The following is a 19,038-nucleotide window of genomic DNA, read 5'->3' on the forward strand; positions in this document are numbered from 1 at the left end:
TCAGATCCCGAGATCGGCCAGCAGGTCGTTGGCCTCGTCCTGGGTGGCCGCCGGCGCGTCGACGCCGGAAACCGCCGGGCCGTTGCCCCTGCTGTCCTCGCCATGCAGCGCCTGGATGTCGCCCAGGCCGGACTGCAGCGAGCGGATCAGCTGGATCACCCGCTGGATGATCTGGCCGGTGAGGTCCTGGAAGCTCTGCGCCTCGACCATCGATGACAGCCGCGAACGGATCGCATCGACGGTGGCCTCGTGTTCGGCGCCGATGGTGCCGAGCAGGGTGCGGCACTCGTCGGCCAGATCGAGGGTGCGCATGCTGGCTTCCTCGGTCATCTTGACCACGTGCTCCAGCCGGCTGCAGGCGTCCGGCAGGCCGCCGGCGGACGCCTTGGCGGCGGCAGGGATTCGCACGTCGATGGCGCGTTCCAGGTCGTCCAGTTCGCGCGCCAGCTTGACCAGGCTTTCCACCACCGGCTGGCGGCGCCATTCCAGCAGGGAATCCAGATGGTGCTTCCAGGCGGCGGCATCGCCTTGTTCCAGCGCTGCCATGGCGCCGTGCAGGCGCTCGATGACCTGGGCGTCGCCGGCGGGCACGGACGGCGGTCGCAGCGGCAGGCTCATGCGGCTTTCTCCATCCGTTCGAAGATCTTGGCCAGCTTGTCTTCCAGCGTGGCGGCGGTGAACGGCTTGATGATGTAGCCGTTCACGCCGGCCTGCGCCGCTTCGATGATCTGTTCGCGCTTGGCCTCGGCGGTGACCATCAGCACCGGGATCTTGGCCAGCGATTCATCGGCGCGGATCGCCTTCAACAGGTCGATGCCGGCCATGCCGGGCATGTTCCAGTCGGTCACGACGAAGTCGAACTTGGTCTTCTGCAGTTCGACCAGCGCGGTGGTGCCGTCGTCGGCCTCGGCGGTATTGGTGAAACCCAGGTCGTTGAGCAGGTTCTTGACGATGCGGCGCATGGTCGAGAAATCGTCGACGATGAGGATGCGGATGCCCTTGTCCATAGTGGATCCTGTGGATATTCGGTAACGGTAACGGTCGGCGACCGGGAATCTTGATGGTGCCGCATCCACGCCGGGGATGCAGCCCGGGACGCACCGCCTCAGGCCGTTTCGGCGTCGACTTCGCTGCGCCAGTCGGTCAGCCGCGAGCGCAGCCGCAGCATCGCCTGGCCGTGGATCTGGCAGACCCGCGATTCGCTGACGTTGAGCACCGCGCCGATTTCGCGCAGGTTCAGTTCCTGCTCGTAGTACAGCGACAGCACCAGCTGTTCGCGCTCGGGCAGGTTTTCGATGGCATCGCCGAGGGCGGTGCGGAACGCGCCCTGCTCGAAGCGGCGGGCGGGGGTGATGTTGTCCTGCTGTTCCAGCCGCGGCTCGCCATCGTGCTCCTCGGCGTATTCGTCCAGGCTCAGCAGCTGGCCGCGCGCGGCGTCCTGCAGCACGTGGTGGTAGTCGTCGACGCTCATCTCCAGCGCCTCGGCAATTTCCTGCGAGGTGGCGGCGCGGCCTTCGCGCTGTTCCACGTTGCGGGTGGCGGCAACCACGTTGCGATAGCGGCGGTGGACCGAGCGCGGCACCCAGTCGCCGGCGCGGATCGCGTCGATCATCGAGCCGCGGATGCGGATGGACGCATAGGTTTCGAAGGTGGCGCCCTGGTCGGACTGGAAGTTCCGCGCCGCTTCGATGAGGCCGATCATGCCGGCCTGGATCAGGTCGTCGATGTCGACGCTGGAGGGCAGCCGCGCCGCCAGGTGGTGGGCGATCCGGCGCACCAGTTCGGCGTGGCGCGCGACGATGGCGGCAGCGTCACCGGTCTGCTGGGCGCGGTACTGGGCGGCCCCGGTATTCATCATGCACAGGCGCTCCCCTGGGCGGCGACCAGGCGCTCGGTGAAGAATTCAACGTGGCCACGCGGACCTTGCGGGGCCTGCCACTGGCCGATCTTGCGGGCGATATCGCGGAACGCCAGCGATGCGGGCGCGGTGGGGAAGGCATCGACCACCGATTCCTGCCGCTGCACCGCCAGCCGCAGCCATTCGTCGCGCGGGATGGCGCCGAGGTAGGACAGGGTGACGTCGAGGAAGCGCGAGGTCACCCGCTCCAGCTTGTCGAACACCGCGCGCCCCTCGTTGACGTTGGGCACCTGGTTGGCCAGCACCTGGATGCGGTTCACGCCGCGGTCGCGGCTGAGCACCTTGATGAGCGCGTAGGCGTCGGTGACCGAGGCGGGCTCGTCGCAGACCACCAGGATCACGTCCTGCGCGGCCTGGCAGAAGGTCAGCACGCCGTCGCTGATGCCGGCGGGCGTGTCCACGATCATCACGTCCAGCGGGATGTCCAGGTGTGAGAAGGCGTTGACCAGGCCGACGTGCTGCTGCGGCAGCAGCTCGGTCATGTGGCGCTTGCCGGAGGCGGCCGGCACCACCATCAGGCCGCGCGGGCCTTCGATCACGGTGTCGCGCAGCTCGCAGCGGCCGGCGAACACGTCGGCCAGGGTGAAGCGCGGCGACAGGCCCAGCATCACGTCGACATTGGCCAGCCCCAGGTCGGTATCCAGCAGCATGGTGCGCTGGCCGGCATTGACCAGCGCCATGGCGAGGTTGATCGAGGTGGTGGTCTTGCCCACGCCGCCCTTGCCACCGGTCACGGCGATCACGCGGGGCGCGGCATTGGCGTTCGCGGGGCGGTGGGACTCAAGCGGATGCATGGCGGCCTTCGTCTTGGTGGGGGCTGGCGGCGCTGTCGCGGCGCGGGAAGTCCAGGGTGCTGGCCAGTTGTTCCGCGTCGGCCAGCTCGATGTCCTCGGGTACCCGTTGGCCCGACGTGGTGTAGGCCATAGGCAGATTATGCTGCACCAGTACCGAGAGTGCCGCACCCGGGCGGATGCTTTCGTCCAGCTTGGTCAGGATCACCGCTTCCGGCGCCGCCGGGCGGTAGCGGCGCAGCAGTTCGCCGAGGTCGGCCGGGTGCGCGTTCGCCGGCAGCACCAACAGGCTGCGCACGTTGCTGGCGGCACGCACCCACAGGATCTGCCGCAGCAGGGCGCGGTCGCGCAGGCCGTAGCCGGCGGTATCGACCAGCACCAGCGGATAGTCCGCCAATTGCTCCAGCGCGTGGGCGAGGGCTTCCGGGCCGTCGGCATCGCAGACGGTCACGCCCAGCCGGCGGCCCAGCACATGCAGCTGTTCGCGGGCGCCGGCGCGTTCATTGTCGGCACTGACCAGGGCCACGTCGCGGGTGCCGTGGCGCGCCGCGTAGCGGGCGGCCAGTTTGGCAATCGTGGTGGTCTTGCCGGCGCCGGTGGGGCCGAGCAGGGCGACGATGCCGCCGCGCTCCAGCAGTTCTTCGGCGGCAACCGGCAGCTCCGCAGCCAGCGCTTCGCGCAGCGGGGCGAGGATGGCTTCGGTCGGCAGGGTCGGGTCCAGGCGCTGGGCGATCCGCTGCGCCAGCGAATCGTCGCATCCGAATGCGGCCAGCGCGTCCAGCGCGGCGGCGCGGGCGGGCGAACCGCGCAGGCGTTCGCTGGCGAACTGGCCCATCTCGCGCTCGATCACCTTGCGCATCGCCGCCAGTTCGGCGCGAAGCGCGGACACCGCGGGATCGGTTTCGATCACTCGCAGGGTCGGGGAGGCATCGATGGTTGCCGGCGCCTGCGGTGCGGGGGTGGCGACGGGCGCCTGGATCGGCACGTTCGCCACCTCGGCCGGTGCCGGCGGGGCGGTGGCGCGACGCAGGGCCTGGGCGAAATCGACGGGCTGGTCGGTCTGCTCGTCGTCGATGCGCACGTCGATGCGCGGCGCCTTCGCGGCAGCGGCGGGTTCGGGCAGCGCCCGCGCCGGGCTGGTCGCGGCGGCAGCCGGCGCGCGGGCGGGCTTGAACGCGGCCATCATCTGTTCCAGCCGGCTGCTCTGGCGTTCCGGTGGCGCGGCTTTTTCCAGCGCCGCCACTTCCACGCCGTCGATCCGGAACACCGCGCGGGCCGGCGGGGTGCGGGCCGGCGCTTCGGCGGCAAGCGTGGGCACGTTCATGGTACGCAGGGTCTGCTGCACCAGCGCTTCGTCGTAATCGGTGGCGGCCACCACTTCCACGCCGCCTTCGGCGGCCTGGCGGCTGGACAGGATCACCGCGTCGGGGCCCTGTTCGTCGCGCACCATGCGCAGTGCGGTGCGCATGTCTGGGGCGATGAAGCGTTTGATTCTCATGGTGTCGATCCGCTATCCAGTCTGTGGAGTGCCAAGCTCAGCCAACCGCCCCCAGCAACCGCAACCGCTTGTCTTCAGGCACTTCGCCGTAGGCCAGCACCGAAAGCTGCGGCACGCTGTGGCGTACCAGCCGCGAGATCGCCGCGCGGATCCCGCCGGGGACCAGCAGGATCGCGGGTTCGCCGCGCTGTTCCTGCCGGGCCACGCACTCGCTGAGGTTCTGGTGCAGCCGCTCGGCGAGTCCGGGTTCCAACGCGGCGCCCTGGCCGCTGACCGAGTCCTGCAATATGCGTTCCAATTGCGGGGCAAGGGTGAACACCGGCAGCTCCGGCGCCATCCCGTTGAGCTCCTGGACGATGAACGGGCCCAGCGCGGTGCGCACGGCGGCGGTCAGCACCGACGGGTCCTGGGTGTGGATGCCGTGCTCCAGCAGCGCCTCCACGATCCGGCGCATCTGCCGCAGCGGCACCTTCTCGGTCAGCAACGACTGCAGCACCCGCACGATCACCGACAGCGGCAGCAGCTTCGGCGTCAGGTCTTCGACGAGCTTGGGCGACGCCTTGCCGACGCTGCCCAGCAGCTGCTGCACTTCGTCATGGCCCAGCAGTTCGGCGGCGCGTTCGCGCACCAGATGCGACAGGTGGGTGGCGACCACGGTGCCGGCATCGACCACCGTGTAGCCCAGCGATTCGGCGTGGGCGCGCTGGCTGGGCAGGATCCAGGTGGCATCCAGCCCGAAGGCCGGGTCCTTGCCGGGGATGCCTTCCAGCGGACCGAACACCCGGCCCGGGTCCAGCGCCAGCATCCGGTCCGGGTGCAGGTCGCCGCCCGCCACCGGCACCCCGTGGACGAGGACGCGGTACTGGCCGGCCGCCAGTTCGAGGTTGTCGCGCACATGCACGGCCGGGATCAGGAAGCCCAGGTCCTGGGTCAGCTTGCGGCGCACGCCCTTGAGCCGGGTCAACAGCTCGCCGCCCTGTGCCTTGTCGACCAGCGCGATCAGCTTGTAGCCCACTTCCAGGCCCAGCGGCTCCACCGGCGCCACTTCGTCCCAGCTCAGTTCCGCCACCGCGCTGGAGCCCGGCGCAACCGATTCCGGAGCGGCGGGCGCCGCCTCGGCGTCCTCGTGTTTCTTCAGCCGCCAGGCGCCATAGCCGAGGATGCCGGCGAACAGCAGGAACGGCAGGTTGGGCATGCCCGGCACGATCCCGATCAGGCCCATCAGCGCGGCCGCCACCACCAGCGCGCGGCGCTGGCCGAACACCTGCGCGCTGACCGCCGCGCCCATTTCCTGTTCGCGGGTGGCACGGGTGACCAGCATCGCCACCGCGGTGGACACCAGCAGCGCCGGCAGCTGCGCCACCAGGCCGTCGCCGATCGCCAGCAGGGTGTAGGTCTGCATGGCATCGCCGAAGGCCATGTCGTGCTGCAGGATGCCGATCAGCACGCCGCCGATCAGGTTGATGAACAGGATCAGCAGGCCGGCGATGGCGTCGCCGCGGACGAACTTGCTGGCGCCGTCCATGGAGCCGTAGAAATCGGCTTCGTTGCGCACTTCCTCGCGGCGCAGCTTGGCTTCTTCGCGGGTCAGCAGGCCGGCGTTGAGGTCGGCGTCGATCGCCATCTGCTTGCCGGGCAGGGCGTCGAGGATGAAGCGCGCCGACACTTCCGAGATGCGCCCGGAGCCCTTGGTCACCACCACGAAGTTGACGATGGTGAGGATGGCGAACACCACGATGCCGACCGCATAGCTGCCGCCGACCACGAAGTTGCCGAACGATTCGATGACGTGGCCTGCCGCGGCGCCGCCCTGGTGGCCGTGCAGCAGCACCACGCGGGTGGAGGCCACGTTCAGCGACAGCCGCAGCAGGGTGACCATCAGCAGCACGCTGGGGAATACCGAGAACTCCAGCGGGCGCTTCACGTAGACGACCGCCAACAGCACCATCAGCGACATCGCGATGTTGACGGTGAACAGGAGGTCGAGCAGGAACGGCGGCAGCGGCACCACCACCATCGACAGCATCGCCAGCACCACCACCGGCGCGGCGGCGCCGCTGCGCATCGACTGCAGCAGCGAAGACAGCGAGCTGGCGCCCTGCGCGCGGTTGTCGGGGGCGGCGCTCATCGCGGCGACTTCCCGTCATCCAGCGACGGATCCACGGCAACCGTGGCCAGCTGCGGCATCGGCCCGTGCGAAGGGTGCCAGCGGCGCAGCTGGAACACGTAGGAGAGCACCTGGGCGACGGCGGCGTAGAGCTGCACGGGGATTTCCTGATCGAGCTTGGCGTTCCGATACAAGGCGCGTGCCAACGGCGGCGCCGCGACCGTCGCCACCCGGTGCGCATTGCCGATCTCGCGGATCTTCAGCGCGATCTCGTCCACCCCCATCGCCACCACCTTGGGCGCGCGCATCCTGCCGGCCTCGTACTTCAGCGCCACCGCGTAGTGGGTGGGGTTGGTGACGATCACGTCGGCCTCGGGCACCGCTTCCATCATCCGCCGCTGCGACATCTGCCGGGCCAGCTGGCGGACCTTGCCCTTGACCTCCGGGTTGCCCTCGTTTTCCTTGTGTTCGTCGCGCAGCTCCTGCTTGGTCATCTTCAGCTTCTGCCGCCAGTTCCAGTGCTGGTAGGGCACGTCGGCCGCGGCCAGCAGGCCCATCGCGCCGACCACCGCCACCAGCACGTGCAGCATGAAGCCCATGCCCTCGGACACCGCCGCTTCCAGCGGCATCTTCTGCAGCTGCGGGATGAAGCGCAGCGCGCGATGCACCGCCCACGCGCCAATGGCGCCGATGATCAGGATGCGCAGGATCTGCCGGACCAGCTCGGCCGCGCCTTCCTGGCCGTAGGTGCGGCGCAGCCACGCCATCGGGCTGAGACGCTCGAAATTGGGCTGCAGCGCCTGGTTGCTGAACACGATACCGCCCATCGCCAACGGCGCGATGAAGCAGGCCAGCAGCGCCACCGCCAGCAGCGGCAGCACCGGCAGCGTGGCGCCGGCGACCAGCAGGGCAGCGTGTTTGGCCAGGCGGTCGGGGTGGCCAACCAGCGTCGGGTCGAAACTCAGTGCGCCCTGCATCCAGCCCAGCGCGGTGCGCGCCATGTAGCCGCTGCTGGCCAGGATCGCGACCGCGGTGGCACCCAGCACCGCCACGTTGGCCAACTCGCGCGAACGCGGCACGTCGCCGCGCTCGCGGGCTTCGCGCAGGCGTTTGGGGCTGGGGGCTTCTGTCCGGTCCTCGCGGTCCGCCGATTCACTCATTCCAACTCAACCCGTGATGGCGCGGGCGGCCTCGAATGCCTGCCCGAACAACGCCTCAACGGGGGGAAGCAATTCGCGTACCAGCACCACCAGCAGGGTCAGGCCGACCAGCAGCGCCAGCGGCATGCCGATCTGGATGGGATTGAACTGCGGCGCGGCGCGGGACAGCACGCCCACCACGATGTTGACCGCCAGCATCGCCACCGTGACCGGCAGCGACAGCAGCACGGCGGCGCGCAGGACGGTGGTGAAAAAGTCGGGAACCACCGACAAAAAAGCGAAAAAATCGGCGAATGGCGCACCTATGGGCTGCATCATGTAACTGTTGGCCAGCAACCGGAACAGCACCAGGTGGGCGTCCAGGGTGAAGAAGATCAGGCCGAAGCACAGGTAGAACCATACCGACAGCACCGACATCTGGCTCTGGTTGGCGGGGTCGGCCATGGTCGCGAACGACAGCGCCATGTCTTGCGAGATGAACTGGCCGGCCAGGATGCCGACCTCGAACGCCAGCCGCAGCACCATGCCGATGGAAATGCCGATGGCGAACTCGCGCAGCACGTTCAACGCGGTCAGCGCGTCCACCGCCGCCGGCGGCGGCACCGGCAGCATCCCGGACAGCGCCGCCGACACCGCCAGGGTGATGATCAGCCGCGCCCGCGCCGGCATGCCCTGGCCGCCGACGAAGGGCAGCACCTGCAGCGCCGCGCCGATCCGGATCGAGTGCCAGAGCACCGTGCCCAGCATCGCGAACAGGTTCACGCCCTGCGCGCTGATGAAGGTGACGTCGTCCATGTCGGCGGCGTCAGCCGATCAGGTGCGGGATCTGCTGGTACAGCTCGGTGGTGAACGACACCAGCCGCCCCAGCAGGAAATTGCCGGTCAGCGCCACCACCGCCACCAGCGCGATGACCTTGGCCACGAACGCCACGGTGGGCTCGTTGATCGAGGTGGCGGCCTGCAGGATGCCCACCACCACGCCGGTGGCCAGCACCGCCAACAGCAGCGGCATGGCCAGCAGCAGGGCCATGTACAGGCCCTGGGACAGCTGGGTGAGGGCGGTTTCCGGATTCATCGGCGGGCTCCGGTCAGATCGTGTTGAAACTGCCGGCCAGCGCGCCGACCACCAGCACCCAGCCGTCCACCAGCACGAACAGCAGGATCTTGAACGGCGCCGAGATCAGCATCGGCGACAGCATCATCATGCCCATCGACATCAGCACGCTGGCCACCACCAGGTCGATGATGACGAACGGGATGTAGATCAGGAACGCGATCTCGAACGCGGTCTTCAGCTCGCTGGTGAGGAAGGACGCGGCCAACACCCCGAACGGCACGTCCTGCGGGGTGGCGTAAGGGCCGGTGTTGGACAGGTTGGCGAAGGTCATCAGGTCGTTTTCGCGCACCTGCGCCAGCATGAAGGCGCGGAACGGCCCGGATGCCGCCTCCCAGGCGGTGCGGAAATCCATCTGCTTGTCGAGGTAGGGCGCGATGCCGGCGTTCCACGACTGGTCGAACACGGGCTGCATCACCATCACGGTGAGGAACAGCGCCAGCGCCAGCAGCACCTGGTTGGACGGCGCCTGGCCGGTGCCGAGCGCCTGCCGAAGCAGGCTGAGCACGATGATGATGCGGGTGAACGCGGTCACCCCCAGCAGCAGCGCCGGCAGCAGGGTGATGCTGGTCATCAGCAGCAGCACCTGCATCGGCATGCTGACCGGTTGGTTGCCGATCTGGCCGACGTTCACGTCCGGCAGCGACGGCGACGCGGGGGCCACTGCCGGTGCAGCTTGCGCGGCTTGCGCGAACACGTCGCCGGCGAACAGGCAGCAGGCCAGGGCGCACAGGATCAGCAGCGTGCGCGGGCGGGGCAGGGACAGCTTCATGCCGGTTTTTTCCCGAGGCGCTGTGCCAGCAGCTGGGCGAACGGGGTCGGCTGCACCGGCGCGTCGTCGTGCAGCGGAGTTTCCAGGGTGTGCAGCAGGCGGGTGCCGGCGGCGCCGGTGCCGAGCAGCAGTTGGGTACCGCCCACTTCCACCACCACCAGCCGCTCGCGCGCGCCCAGTCCCAGCGAACGCACCACCCGCAGGCCGGAATTGCCGCGCAGGCCGGTCATCCCCGGCATCCGCCGCGCCAGCCAGGCCAGCCCGAAGATCAGCCCCAGCACCAGTGCCAGCGCAAACACGGTGCCGCCGATGCTGCCGGCCGCGCTGGGCGGGGACGCATGCGCCGGTTGCTGCACGGTCGCGCCGGTCTTGGCGGGCCGCGCCGGGATGCCGGCGATGGTCCTGGCCGCGGTGGCCGGCGGTGCGCTGACCGGCGCCGCGACAACGGTCGTGGCAGGGGTGGCCTGCGCATCGGTCGCGGCTGCCGCGACTGGCGCCTGCGGCTGCGCGGGTTGCATGCTTGCGGAGTCGGTATTGGCCGGAGTGCTGGCGTCCTGCACGAGTGCGGCGCCCGCGGGTGCGGGCCGCGGCGCGTTCTGCGCAGGTGCGCTGCCGGGAAGTGCGGTGTTGTCCATCGGCTCAGCGCAGGCGCTTGATGCGCTCGCTGGGGCTGACCACGTCGGTCAGGCGCACACCGAAGCGGTCGTTGACCACCACCACTTCGCCTTGCGCGATCAGGGTGTCGTTGACGTACACGTCCAGCGGTTCGCCGGCGGCGCGTTCCAGCTCCACCACCGAGCCCTGGTTGAGCTGCAGCAGGTTGCGGATCGGGATGCGCGCATGCCCGACCACCAGCGACAGGGTCACCGGCACGTCGAGGATGACGTCTAGGTTGAGGTCGTTCTTCTCGCCGGTCGCATTGGAAGTCTTGCTGGCGCTGGTGGCGGTCAACGCCTCGAACGCGGCGAGTTGGGCGGCTTCGTCGGAGGATGTCATAGCGTCGGTACCGGATTCTGGGGGGAACGGGTGGCGTGCACTTCGGTGATCTTCACCGCGTTCTTGCCGTTGTGGACGCCGAATTCGCCGGAGAACAGCGGCAGGTGTTCGACGTGCACGGGGATGTCGGGCTTGAGGTCGATCGGGATCACGTCGCCGACCTTCAGCTTGCTGAGTTCGCGCAGGCTGATCTGGCGGGTGGCGAGGGTGCTCTTCAGGTCCACCGCCACGTCCTGCAACTGCGCGTGCAGCGCGCTGGTCCAGCTCTCGTCCTTCTCGACGCGGTCGCTCTGCACGCCGGCGTCCAGCTGCTCGCGGATCGGCTCCAGCATCGACCACGGCAGCGCCAGGTGCAGCTCGCCGCCGCCGCCCTCCAGCTCGACGTGGAAGCGGCAGACCACGATGTACTCGCGCGGGCTGATGATGTTGGCGAAGTGCGGGTTGACCTCGGAGTTCATGTACTCGAACTCAACGTTCATCACCGGCGCCCACGCCTCGGCGAAGTCGGAGAAGGTCTGCTTGAGCAGCAGCTGGATCACCCGCATCTCGGTGGGGGTGAACTCGCGGCCTTCGATGCGGGTGTGGTACTTGCCGTTGCCGCCGAAGAAGTTGTCGACCACGGTGAACACCAGGCGCGGCTCGAACATCACGATGCCGGTGCCGCGCAGCGGCTTCATCTTCACCAGGTTGATGTTGGTGGGTACCTGCAGCGAGTGCATGTATTCGCCGAAGCGGATCATGTCGATGCCGCGCACCGACAGGTCGGCGGAGCGCCGCAGCAGGTTGAACAGGCCGATCCGCCAGGTCCGCGCGAAGCGTTCGTTGATCATCTCCAGGGTCGGCAGGCGACCGCGGATGATCCGCTCCTGGGTGGCGAAATCGTAGGTCCGCGCCTCGCCGGGGACCGGCGGCGGTTCGACGTCGACCGCGCCCGAATCCACCCCGTGGAGGAGGGCGTCGATCTCGTCCTGGCTGAGCAGGTCGGTGGTCATCGGGCTGGTCCGCCTACTGGATCACGATGCTGGTGAACAGCAGCGCTTCGACCTGGTTGGCCGCGTGCTGCGCCCTGAGGGTTTTCTTGACCTCCGCCAGCGCCTGCGCCTGCAGCTGTTCCTTGCCGTTGCGGCCGGTGAGCTGCTGCGAGGTCTGCTGGCCGAACAGCAGCAGCAGCTTGTTGCGGATGATCGGCGTGTGCAGCGCCACCGCCGCGGCGGTGTCCGCATCGCGGGTCTGCAGCTGCACGTCGGCCTGCAGGTAGCGCGCGCCGCCTTCGTCGGCCAGGTTGACCACGAAGGCCGGCTCCAGCGCGATGTACCGCGCCGGGCCCGAGGGCTTGGCGCTGGCCGGGGCGGAGGGCTTCAGGAACCAGAACGCCGCGCCGCCACCGGCGGCCACGATCGCCACCAGGGTCAGGACGATGAACATCAGCTTCTTCGACTTCTTCGGCGGCGGCGCCTCGGGCGCTGCGGCACCGGGCTTGCCGGGTGGAGACTTGGCGGGTGCGGCTGACACGGATCGATCCATCCTTGAGCGGGCTATGCCCATCATGGTGCAAATCGCGTGCCGTCATTGCAATGGCAATCTCGACGCCGTGACGCCACACCCGCCCGCTGCCGCGCCAGGCGGGCGGAAAACCGCGCCAGGGTTGCCGCGCGATCAGGCGTAGACGTCAAGCAGCCCGCGGGCGCGACGGAAATCCGGCGGCAGCGGCGAACCCGCTTCGTCCGGCAGGGTCAGGCCACCGGCGTGGCCGGGCTGGGGCGTGCGGTCGCCGGACTGGCGTTGGCCGCCCTGGCCCTGGCCGACACCGGCATGGGCCAGATGCAGGCCGTGCTGCCCAAGCATTTCGCGCAGCCGCGGCAGGCTGGCTTCCAGCGCCTGACGGACTTCCGGTTGGGCGCTGTGGAACTCCGCGCGCACGTTGCTGCCGTCCATCTGCAGGCGGATGTCGATGGCGCCCAGATGCTCGGGCACCACCCGGATTTCGGCCTGGCCGATGCGCTGCCCTGCCAGCCAGGCGACGTGGCCGCTGAAGCCGTCGTCATAGCCCTGGGCGGGGTCCGCCGGCTGCGACAGCATGGGCACGGCGACTGGCGCAGCGGGGGCGCCGAGCGGCTGCACCCCGGCCAGCGACTGCAGCGCGTTGAGCGGCGCGGGGGAAACCGCGGCTGCGGCCTCGATCGGAGCGCCCGCCTGTTCCGCGGCAGGCAACACGAAGCCCGGCAGCGGTGCTTCGGCAAGCGCGACCTGGTTGGCAGCCCCCTGCTGCGGCAGCGGGAGGCGCGCGGCGCGGGCGTTGGGCAAGCCGGTATCGGCTGCGGTTTTCCCCGGCAGGCCGGCGCTGGCGGAGGTAACGGTTGTGGGCGCGGACATGGCGATGTCGGCGCCGGCGCCGGCTGCCAGCCCCGGAACCGGCTGGCTGGCCGCCAGCGCGGACAACGAGCGTGTGCCGGCATCGACGGCGACCGCGGCGGCGGTGGTCACGGATGCGGGCGGGAGGGTTGGCGCCACCGGCAGCACCGGCATCTGCTGTGTTTGCGGCATCTGCGCCAGCACGCTCAGCAGCGGATCAGCGGCAGGTGCTTCTTCCTGCCGTTCGCCGGCCGCGGTGCGGGTGGCCGCTGGCACCGCGCCGGCCAGTGAAATCCCGGCTGCTTCCGGCTGCTCGCCCAGCAGCAGCGCGAACAACAGGCCGGGGTTGCCGGCCGGACCGGCAGCGGCGTCCTGCGGGGTGCCGACGGCAGCGGCCTTCGGGGCCGCCGTGCCGCTGGCGGCGGTGGTGTTCGCCGCCGGTACCACGGCTGCGGGCAGCGCGGACGGCAGCGGCAGGCTGGCGGTCTCGCCCATCATGATTCGTTGCCTTCCTGCGCCACGCGGACGCGGCGCGCGCCCAGGTCGTCCAGTTCACGCTGCTCGCGGCGGTCGGCCACGCGCACTTCCTCGGCGCGATAGCTGGCGGCCAGCTGCTCCAGCACCTTGTTGTCGCGGCTCGCCAGCATCAGCCGGGCGCGCTCCACCTCGCAGTTCTGGCGCGAGCTGTCCACCACCTGCGCCTGCTGCTGCAGGGCGGTGTCGAGCTTGGCGCGGAACGCCACGTGGTTGGCCAGCATGGCTGGCGCCAGCGTGCCGCCCGACGGCGCGACGCTGTAGGCGTCGGCGTATTCCTTCAGCGTGTCCAGGCGCTGCTGCTGCTCGGCCAGGGTCTTGTCGCGCTCGGCCAGCATCTTCGCCACCGTGTCCTGGCGCTGCTGGGTGACCCGGAGGAGGGGGTCCAGTCGTTGCGAACGGGTCATTGAACGATCTCCGGTACGCCGTCGAGCAGACGGGCAAGGGCATTGCGGCTGGTTTCGACATCGGCCGACTCGGCGACGTCCTGGCCAAGGAACTGGAGGATCTGCGGCCACAGCGCAAGGGCGTCATCGACCAGCGGATCGTTGCCGCGCTGGTAGGCGCCAATGGCGATCAGGTCGCGCTGGGCGTTGTAGGCGGACATCAGCTGCTTGAGCCGGCGGATGCGGCCGCGCCATGCCGGGTCGGTGATGTCCTGCATCACGCGGCTGACCGAGACTTCCACGTCGATGGCCGGGTACAGGCCGGCGTCGGCGATCCGACGGGTCAGCACGATGTGGCCGTCGAGGATGGCGCGGGCGGCGTCGGCGATCGGCTCCTGCTGGTCGTCGCCTTCGGTCAGCACGGTGTAGAAGGCGGTGATCGAGCCGCGGCCGTCGGCGCCGTTGCCGGCACGTTCCACCAGTGCCGGCAGGCGCGCGAACACCGACGGCGGGTAGCCGCGGGTGGTCGGCGGTTCGCCCACCGACAGGCCGATTTCGCGCTGCGCGTGGGCAAAGCGGGTCAGGGAGTCCATCAGCAACAGCACATGCAAGCCCTGGTCCCGGAACCATTCGGCGATGGCGGTGGCGCGCAGGGCGCCGTGCAGGCGCGCCAGCGGCGGCCGGTCGGCCGGGGCGGCCACCACCACCGAACGGCGCAGGCCTTCCTCGCCCAGCGTGCTCTCGACGAAATCGCGCACTTCGCGGCCGCGTTCGCCGATCAGGCCGACCACGATCACGTCGGCGGCGGTGTAGCGGGTCATCATCCCCAGCAGCGTCGATTTGCCGACGCCGGAGCCGGCGAACAGTCCGACGCGCTGGCCGCGGCCGATCGGCAGCAGGGCGTTGATGGCGCGCACGCCCACGTCCAGCGAGCGGGTGATCGGCTCGCGCATCAGCGGGTTGATCTGCACGCCGGCCAGTCCGACGAAATCCTCCGGGCGCAGCGGCGGGCGGCCATCTAGCGGCACCCCGTCGCTGTCGATGACGCGGCCCAGCAGGCCTTCGCCCACCGCCACTTCACCGCGCCTGGAGCCGGTGATGACGCGGGCGTTCGGCAGCAGCCCGGACAGGTCGGAGGTGGGCATCAGGAAGGCGCGGTCGCCGGCGAAGCCGACCACTTCGGCATCCACCCAGCGGCCGCCGCTGCTTTCCACGCTGCAGCGCGCGCCCAGCGGCGCTTCGCAACCGGTGGCTTCCAGGGTCAGGCCGACCGCGCGACGCAGCACGCCTTCGCGAACCATGCCCATGCCGTCGACACGCGCGGTGTCCATGCCGCGCAGCCGCATCGCCAGCCGCAGGCTGCGTGCTTCGTCCCACTGTGCGGCGGCAATGCTCATCGGCTGCGTCCCGCGAGGCTGCGCTTGGCGGCTTTCCACGAACCGCGACAGGCGTCACGGTTCTCCATGCCTATCCAGCGCTTTTTCGCAGCAAAGATCAAGGGGGCGGCAGGTCGGTTCATGCACCGGCTCCGCTGACGATCCGCTGCAGGACCGCGTTGAGGCGCGTCGACAGGCTGCCGTCGATGCGCACGCTGTCGGCATGCAGGCGCAGGTCGCCACGGGCCAGGGTGGTGTCGCCGCTCAGGCGCACGCCTTCCAGCGCCAGCAGCTGCGGGGCAAGCATGGCCAGGTCATCCGGATGCAGGCGCAATTCCAGCTGGCGTTGATCGCTGCCTGCCAGTTCCAGCGCTTCGCGCACCAGCGCCTCAAGCAGTGCCGGTTCGGCGGCGTAGTCGCGGCGCAGCAGGGCGCCGGCGATGCGCACGGCGAGATCGCCCAGCGCATCGCCGACTTCCGCGTCCAGCCGCGCCAGCGGGCGGGTGAACGCATCGAGGATGCCTTCCATCTGCGCGGCGATGCGGCGCACTTCGGCCTGGCCGGCGGCGACGCCCTCGGCGTGCCCGCGAGCATAACCTTCCGCATGCGCGGCCTCTTCTATGGCCTGCACTTCCTCCACGCTGGGCATGTGCCGCACCGGCTCCTGCGGTGGGGGTGGCGGTGGCGGCGCCAGCTCCGGCGCAGCCCAGCGCACGGCATTGCTCATACGAAGACCTCGGCCTTGGCGGCCAGCTGGATGGTGCCGTCTTCGGCCATCTTGCGGACGATGGTGAGGATTTCCTTCTGCGCGGCCTCGACCTCGGCCAGCCGCACCGGGCCGCGCGCTTCCATGTCTTCGACCAGCATTTCCGCGGCGCGCTGCGACATGTTGGAAGTGATCTTGTCCTTGACCTTGGCATCGGCGCCGCGCAGCGCCATTGCCAGGCGATCGGCCGGGACTTCGCGCAGGACCGACTGCATGGCGCGGTCGTCGATCTCGGCCAGGTTGTCGAACACGAACATGTGGTCGCGGATGCTGGCGGTCAGGGTTTCATCGACTTGCGCAATGGTGCCGAGGATGACCTCGTCCTGGCCGCCATCCATGAAGTTGAGGATGTTGGCCGCCACCTTGATGCCGCCGATGGAGGACGACTTCAGGTTCTGGTTGCCGGCGAACTGCTTGGCCATCACGTCGTTCAATTCATTGAGCGCGTGCGGCGGGATGCCGTCCAGGGTGGCGATGCGGATCAGCACGTCGGCGCGGGTGCGCTCGGGCAGGAACTTGATCGCGTCGGCGCCCTGGTCCGGGTCCAGGTGCGACAGCACGATGGCGATGATCTGCGGGTGTTCGTTGCGCACCAGATCGGCAATGGCGCGCGGCTCCATCCACTTCAACGTGTCCAGGCCGGTGGTGTTGCGGCCCAGCAGGATGCGGTCGATCAGGCTGCTGGCGCGCTCTTCGCCCAGCGCCTGCACCAGCACGCTGCGCACGTACTCGTCGGCGCCGCTGCCGATGTTGGGCTGTTCGAGGGTGTCGACGAAGTCGTCGATCACCTTCTCGACGTCCTGTCGCGACACGCCGCCGACCGAGGTCATGGCCACGCCCAGCTTCTGCACTTCCTTGGCGCCCATGTGCTTGAGCACTTCGGCGGCCTGCTGCTCGCCCAGCGACAGCAGGATGACGGCGGCGCGCTGGACGCCGGTCAGGGCGTAGTCACTCATCGGCATTCACCAGTTCACGCACCGCCGAGGCAACGCGCTTGGAATCGGTGGCCACGGCGTCGCGCGCCACCTGCACCTTGGCTTCGAAATCGCGCCGCTTGGCGATGCGCTCCTGGGTCAGCGCCGGCGGCAGCGGCTGGTCGTCGTGGTCGAGCATCTCGGTGATCTCCGCATCCTGCGCTTCGTGCTTGACCAGCACCTTCGGCGTGGTCAGCGCGCGAAAGGCGGGGCGCAGCACGAACCACACCACCGCCAGCACCGCCAGGCCGCCGAGCAGGGTGCGCAGCAGGTCGCGGGCCTTCGGATTTTCCCACAGCGGCGCCGGTTCGATGGCCAGTTCCGGCTGGCGCGCGAACGGCGAGTTGACCACGGTCACGGCGTCGCCACGCTGGGCGTCGAAACCGATCGCCTGCTGCACCAGCGACTGGATGCGCTGGATTTCCTGCGCGTTGAGTGCGCGTTCTGTGGGCTTGCCGTTCTTGCCCGGCGCGCCGGCCAGGTTGTCCACCAGCACCGCGGCGGTGACCCGGCTGATCCGGCCCGGCGCCTGCCGGGTGTGGGTCAGGGTGCGGTCGATCTCGTAATTGCGCACCGAGCTGCGGGTGCCGTTGCCATTGGCCGCGGTGGTCTGCGCGGCGGTTGCCGGCGCTGCGCCGGCGGCATTGGGGGCGGGGTTGGCGGCTGCTGCGGCGGCCGGGGTGTTGGTGGCGCTGCCCGGCACGCCCTGCGGAGGGGTGGCGGCGGCCAGGTTGCCGGATTCGGACAGCTGCTCGCTGCGCACGATGGCCGGGTCCGGGCCGTACTTCTCGCTGGCCTGCTCGGTCTGGCTGAAATCCATGTCCACGCTGACTTCGGCGCGAACCCGGCCGGGGCCGGTCATCGGCTCCAGCAATTCCTGGATGCGGCGCACGAACACCGCTTCCTGGCGACGCTGGCGTTCGAACTGCTTGGCGCTGATGGCGGCGTCGCTGTCCGGATCGGGGTTGGATAGCAGGCGGCCGTACTGGTCGACCACGGTGACATTGCTGGCCGGCAGGCCGGGGATGGACGAGGACACCAGATGCACGATGGCATCCACCTGGCCCTGCTCCAGGCTGGCGCCGCTCTGCAGCTGCAGCACCACCGAGGCGCTGGCCGGGTCCTTGTTGCGGGTGAACGCGGACGGCTTGGGCATGGCCAAGTGCACCCGCGCCTCGCGCACCGGGCGCAGGTTGGAGATGGTGCGGGCCAGTTCGGTTTCCAGCGCATGCTGGTAGCGCGCGTTTTCCACGAACTGGCTGGTGCCGAAGCCCTGGTCGCCTTCCATCGCGGCGAACCCGCGATCCTCGCCCGCGCCGATGCCGCCGGCGGCCAGCGCCATCCGCGCTTCGCCGATGCGGTCTTCCGGCACCGACAGCGCGCCGGTGGTCGGGTCGATCTTGAACGGCAGCTGCGCATTGCGCAGCACGTCGCGCGCCTCGCCGGCAGTCTTGGCGTCCAGCCCCGGCAGTGGCGCGTAGGTGGGCTTCTGGGTCCAGAAGAACAGCCACAGCCCCAGCGCGATGGCGGCCGCGGTCACGCCCAGGGTCAGCAGCTGCCGCACCATCGGGATGTCCTGCAGGCGTCCCAGGTTCTTCAGGCCTTCGGTGTTCTTGGGAAGTGCGATGGCGCTCATGGCTGGCGGGATTCTGGCTGGAAAGGGTGGAAGGGGTGAAGCGAAAACGGCCGGGCGCGCGGCGCCGGGTGGCGGTCAGGCCTGCTAGACCGGCATGTTCATCACGTCCTGATAGGCCTGGACCAGGCGGTTGCGCACTTCCACCGCCGCCTTGAAGGCGACCTGGGACTGCTGCATCGCCACCATGACCCGGGCCAGGTCGGCGCGCGGATCGCCGATTTCAAACGCATGCTGCAGCGCGCCGGCCTCGTTCTGGGTCTTGCTGACCCCGTCGATGGCGTTGCTCAGGGTCTTCTGGAAGTCGGCGCGCGCCGGCTGCCCGGTCTCGATGGCATTGGACGGGCGGGCATCGACGGCCGCCGGATTGCCCAGCGGACCCTGCGCCCGCGTCTCGTGGGCGCGGATCTGGGAGAGGATCGAGCTGATGGCATCGGTCATCTGGGCACGGGGACAGGGAAGCCTGTCGCCTTTCGTGCAAAACCCATGCCGGGGCGGTGACGGAAAACTGCCGGTGGTTATGCGGCAAACTTAAATATCTTATATTTCAATGAAATATGAGGCATATCTCATGCTTCATCTAGAAGCGGTTTCCGCCGCGGCCATTGCCTGCGGCCGGAAACTTCTCGCGTCCGATATGGCGTCGGGGCCGCAGCCCCGC

General features: G+C 69.5%; 21 protein-coding genes. All 21 read right to left on the reverse strand.

Going from position 1 to position 19,038, the window contains the following annotated elements; translation table 11 throughout:
• On the reverse strand, positions 1 to 618 hold the full coding sequence (locus G582_RS0107535) for a protein phosphatase CheZ (RefSeq protein ID WP_028839314.1): 618 nt from the start codon (positions 616 to 618) through the stop codon (positions 1 to 3).
• Positions 615 to 1,007 carry a chemotaxis response regulator CheY gene (gene cheY / locus G582_RS0107540; protein ID WP_028839315.1) on the reverse strand — a complete coding sequence of 131 codons (393 nt, stop codon included), beginning with the start codon at positions 1,005 to 1,007 and terminating at the stop codon, positions 615 to 617. The genes G582_RS0107535 and cheY overlap by 4 nt, the downstream gene beginning before the upstream one ends.
• A gap of 98 nt (positions 1,008 to 1,105) precedes the next feature.
• Positions 1,106 to 1,858, reverse strand: coding sequence for an RNA polymerase sigma factor FliA (locus tag G582_RS0107545; protein ID WP_425476540.1), 753 nt, complete (start codon positions 1,856 to 1,858; stop codon positions 1,106 to 1,108).
• Positions 1,855 to 2,712, reverse strand: coding sequence for a P-loop NTPase (locus G582_RS15940; RefSeq protein ID WP_038053333.1), 858 nt, complete (start codon positions 2,710 to 2,712; stop codon positions 1,855 to 1,857). Before G582_RS15940 ends, G582_RS0107545 begins: the two co-directional genes overlap by 4 nt.
• Positions 2,699 to 4,207, reverse strand: coding sequence for a flagellar biosynthesis GTPase FlhF (gene flhF, locus G582_RS15945; RefSeq protein WP_083961062.1), 1,509 nt, complete (start codon positions 4,205 to 4,207; stop codon positions 2,699 to 2,701). The genes G582_RS15940 and flhF overlap by 14 nt, the downstream gene beginning before the upstream one ends.
• Positions 4,208 to 4,244: 37 nt before the next feature.
• Positions 4,245 to 6,272, reverse strand: a complete 2,028-nt coding sequence (gene flhA / locus G582_RS0107560; protein WP_425476541.1) for a flagellar biosynthesis protein FlhA — start codon at positions 6,270 to 6,272, stop codon at positions 4,245 to 4,247.
• A gap of 59 nt (positions 6,273 to 6,331) precedes the next feature.
• A complete protein-coding gene (gene flhB / locus G582_RS0107565; RefSeq protein ID WP_028839318.1) occupies positions 6,332 to 7,474 on the reverse strand; it encodes a flagellar biosynthesis protein FlhB in 1,143 nt (380 codons plus the stop codon).
• A gap of 6 nt (positions 7,475 to 7,480) precedes the next feature.
• On the reverse strand, positions 7,481 to 8,269 hold the full coding sequence (fliR, locus tag G582_RS0107570) for a flagellar biosynthetic protein FliR (protein WP_028839319.1): 789 nt from the start codon (positions 8,267 to 8,269) through the stop codon (positions 7,481 to 7,483).
• A 10-nt stretch (positions 8,270 to 8,279) separates the two neighbouring features.
• On the reverse strand, positions 8,280 to 8,549 hold the full coding sequence (locus tag G582_RS0107575; RefSeq protein ID WP_028839320.1) for a flagellar biosynthetic protein FliQ: 270 nt from the start codon (positions 8,547 to 8,549) through the stop codon (positions 8,280 to 8,282).
• A gap of 13 nt (positions 8,550 to 8,562) precedes the next feature.
• Positions 8,563 to 9,360, reverse strand: coding sequence for a flagellar type III secretion system pore protein FliP (gene fliP, locus G582_RS0107580; protein ID WP_028839321.1), 798 nt, complete (start codon positions 9,358 to 9,360; stop codon positions 8,563 to 8,565).
• The gene (gene fliO / locus G582_RS0107585; RefSeq protein WP_425476542.1) at positions 9,357 to 9,758 is read right to left on the reverse strand and encodes a flagellar biosynthetic protein FliO; all 402 of its coding nucleotides are present in this window, start codon (positions 9,756 to 9,758) and stop codon (positions 9,357 to 9,359) included. Before fliO ends, fliP begins: the two co-directional genes overlap by 4 nt.
• 241 nt (positions 9,759 to 9,999) lie before the next feature.
• Positions 10,000 to 10,356, reverse strand: coding sequence for a flagellar motor switch protein FliN (fliN, locus tag G582_RS0107590; protein WP_028839323.1), 357 nt, complete (start codon positions 10,354 to 10,356; stop codon positions 10,000 to 10,002).
• Entirely contained in the window at positions 10,353 to 11,348 is a 996-nt protein-coding gene (gene fliM, locus G582_RS0107595) for a flagellar motor switch protein FliM (RefSeq protein WP_028839324.1), read from the reverse strand. Before fliM ends, fliN begins: the two co-directional genes overlap by 4 nt.
• A 13-nt stretch (positions 11,349 to 11,361) precedes the next feature.
• The gene (locus G582_RS15950) at positions 11,362 to 11,868 is read right to left on the reverse strand and encodes a flagellar basal body-associated FliL family protein (RefSeq protein WP_169380587.1); all 507 of its coding nucleotides are present in this window, start codon (positions 11,866 to 11,868) and stop codon (positions 11,362 to 11,364) included.
• Positions 11,869 to 12,012: 144 nt separating this feature from the next.
• Positions 12,013 to 13,206 carry a flagellar hook-length control protein FliK gene (locus G582_RS17210; protein ID WP_156880353.1) on the reverse strand — a complete coding sequence of 398 codons (1,194 nt, stop codon included), beginning with the start codon at positions 13,204 to 13,206 and terminating at the stop codon, positions 12,013 to 12,015.
• A complete protein-coding gene (fliJ, locus tag G582_RS0107610) occupies positions 13,203 to 13,649 on the reverse strand; it encodes a flagellar export protein FliJ (protein WP_028839326.1) in 447 nt (148 codons plus the stop codon). The genes G582_RS17210 and fliJ overlap by 4 nt, the downstream gene beginning before the upstream one ends.
• A complete protein-coding gene (gene fliI, locus G582_RS0107615) occupies positions 13,646 to 15,025 on the reverse strand; it encodes a flagellar protein export ATPase FliI (protein WP_028839327.1) in 1,380 nt (459 codons plus the stop codon). Before fliI ends, fliJ begins: the two co-directional genes overlap by 4 nt.
• 118 nt (positions 15,026 to 15,143) lie before the next feature.
• Positions 15,144 to 15,731: a FliH/SctL family protein gene (locus G582_RS0107620; RefSeq protein WP_028839328.1), complete on the reverse strand. Its 588-nt coding sequence runs from the start codon at positions 15,729 to 15,731 to the stop codon at positions 15,144 to 15,146.
• Entirely contained in the window at positions 15,728 to 16,711 is a 984-nt protein-coding gene (gene fliG, locus G582_RS0107625) for a flagellar motor switch protein FliG (protein ID WP_028839329.1), read from the reverse strand. The genes G582_RS0107620 and fliG overlap by 4 nt, the downstream gene beginning before the upstream one ends.
• A 7-nt stretch (positions 16,712 to 16,718) precedes the next feature.
• On the reverse strand, positions 16,719 to 18,380 hold the full coding sequence (gene fliF / locus G582_RS0107630; RefSeq protein WP_038053336.1) for a flagellar basal-body MS-ring/collar protein FliF: 1,662 nt from the start codon (positions 18,378 to 18,380) through the stop codon (positions 16,719 to 16,721).
• Between the two features lie 84 nt (positions 18,381 to 18,464).
• On the reverse strand, positions 18,465 to 18,818 hold the full coding sequence (gene fliE / locus G582_RS0107635) for a flagellar hook-basal body complex protein FliE (RefSeq protein ID WP_028839331.1): 354 nt from the start codon (positions 18,816 to 18,818) through the stop codon (positions 18,465 to 18,467).
• Positions 18,819 to 19,038: the final 220 nt, after the last annotated feature.

This window comes from Thermomonas fusca DSM 15424, from assembly GCF_000423885.1.
In the GTDB taxonomy this organism is placed as follows: Bacteria; Pseudomonadota; Gammaproteobacteria; order Xanthomonadales; family Xanthomonadaceae; genus Thermomonas; species Thermomonas fusca.

What these genes read in the sequence shown, in the direction of transcription:
- G582_RS0107535 (WP_028839314.1), bottom strand. Translation starts at nt 618, where the DNA reads ATGAGCCTGCCGCTGCGACCGCCGTCCGTGCCCGCCGGCGACGCCCAG.
- cheY (WP_028839315.1), bottom strand. Translation starts at nt 1,007, where the DNA reads ATGGACAAGGGCATCCGCATCCTCATCGTCGACGATTTCTCGACCATG.
- G582_RS0107545 (WP_425476540.1), bottom strand. Translation starts at nt 1,858, where the DNA reads ATGATGAATACCGGGGCCGCCCAGTACCGCGCCCAGCAGACCGGTGAC.
- G582_RS15940 (WP_038053333.1), bottom strand. Translation starts at nt 2,712, where the DNA reads ATGCATCCGCTTGAGTCCCACCGCCCCGCGAACGCCAATGCCGCGCCC.
- flhF (WP_083961062.1), bottom strand. Translation starts at nt 4,207, where the DNA reads ATGAGAATCAAACGCTTCATCGCCCCAGACATGCGCACCGCACTGCGC.
- flhA (WP_425476541.1), bottom strand. Translation starts at nt 6,272, where the DNA reads ATGCGCAGCGGCGCCGCCGCGCCGGTGGTGGTGCTGGCGATGCTGTCG.
- flhB (WP_028839318.1), bottom strand. Translation starts at nt 7,474, where the DNA reads ATGAGTGAATCGGCGGACCGCGAGGACCGGACAGAAGCCCCCAGCCCC.
- fliR (WP_028839319.1), bottom strand. Translation starts at nt 8,269, where the DNA reads ATGGACGACGTCACCTTCATCAGCGCGCAGGGCGTGAACCTGTTCGCG.
- G582_RS0107575 (WP_028839320.1), bottom strand. Translation starts at nt 8,549, where the DNA reads ATGAATCCGGAAACCGCCCTCACCCAGCTGTCCCAGGGCCTGTACATG.
- fliP (WP_028839321.1), bottom strand. Translation starts at nt 9,360, where the DNA reads ATGAAGCTGTCCCTGCCCCGCCCGCGCACGCTGCTGATCCTGTGCGCC.
- fliN (WP_028839323.1), bottom strand. Translation starts at nt 10,356, where the DNA reads ATGACATCCTCCGACGAAGCCGCCCAACTCGCCGCGTTCGAGGCGTTG.
- fliM (WP_028839324.1), bottom strand. Translation starts at nt 11,348, where the DNA reads ATGACCACCGACCTGCTCAGCCAGGACGAGATCGACGCCCTCCTCCAC.
- G582_RS17210 (WP_156880353.1), bottom strand. Translation starts at nt 13,206, where the DNA reads ATGATGGGCGAGACCGCCAGCCTGCCGCTGCCGTCCGCGCTGCCCGCA.
- fliJ (WP_028839326.1), bottom strand. Translation starts at nt 13,649, where the DNA reads ATGACCCGTTCGCAACGACTGGACCCCCTCCTCCGGGTCACCCAGCAG.
- fliI (WP_028839327.1), bottom strand. Translation starts at nt 15,025, where the DNA reads ATGAGCATTGCCGCCGCACAGTGGGACGAAGCACGCAGCCTGCGGCTG.
- G582_RS0107620 (WP_028839328.1), bottom strand. Translation starts at nt 15,731, where the DNA reads ATGAGCAATGCCGTGCGCTGGGCTGCGCCGGAGCTGGCGCCGCCACCG.
- fliF (WP_038053336.1), bottom strand. Translation starts at nt 18,380, where the DNA reads ATGAGCGCCATCGCACTTCCCAAGAACACCGAAGGCCTGAAGAACCTG.
- fliE (WP_028839331.1), bottom strand. Translation starts at nt 18,818, where the DNA reads ATGACCGATGCCATCAGCTCGATCCTCTCCCAGATCCGCGCCCACGAG.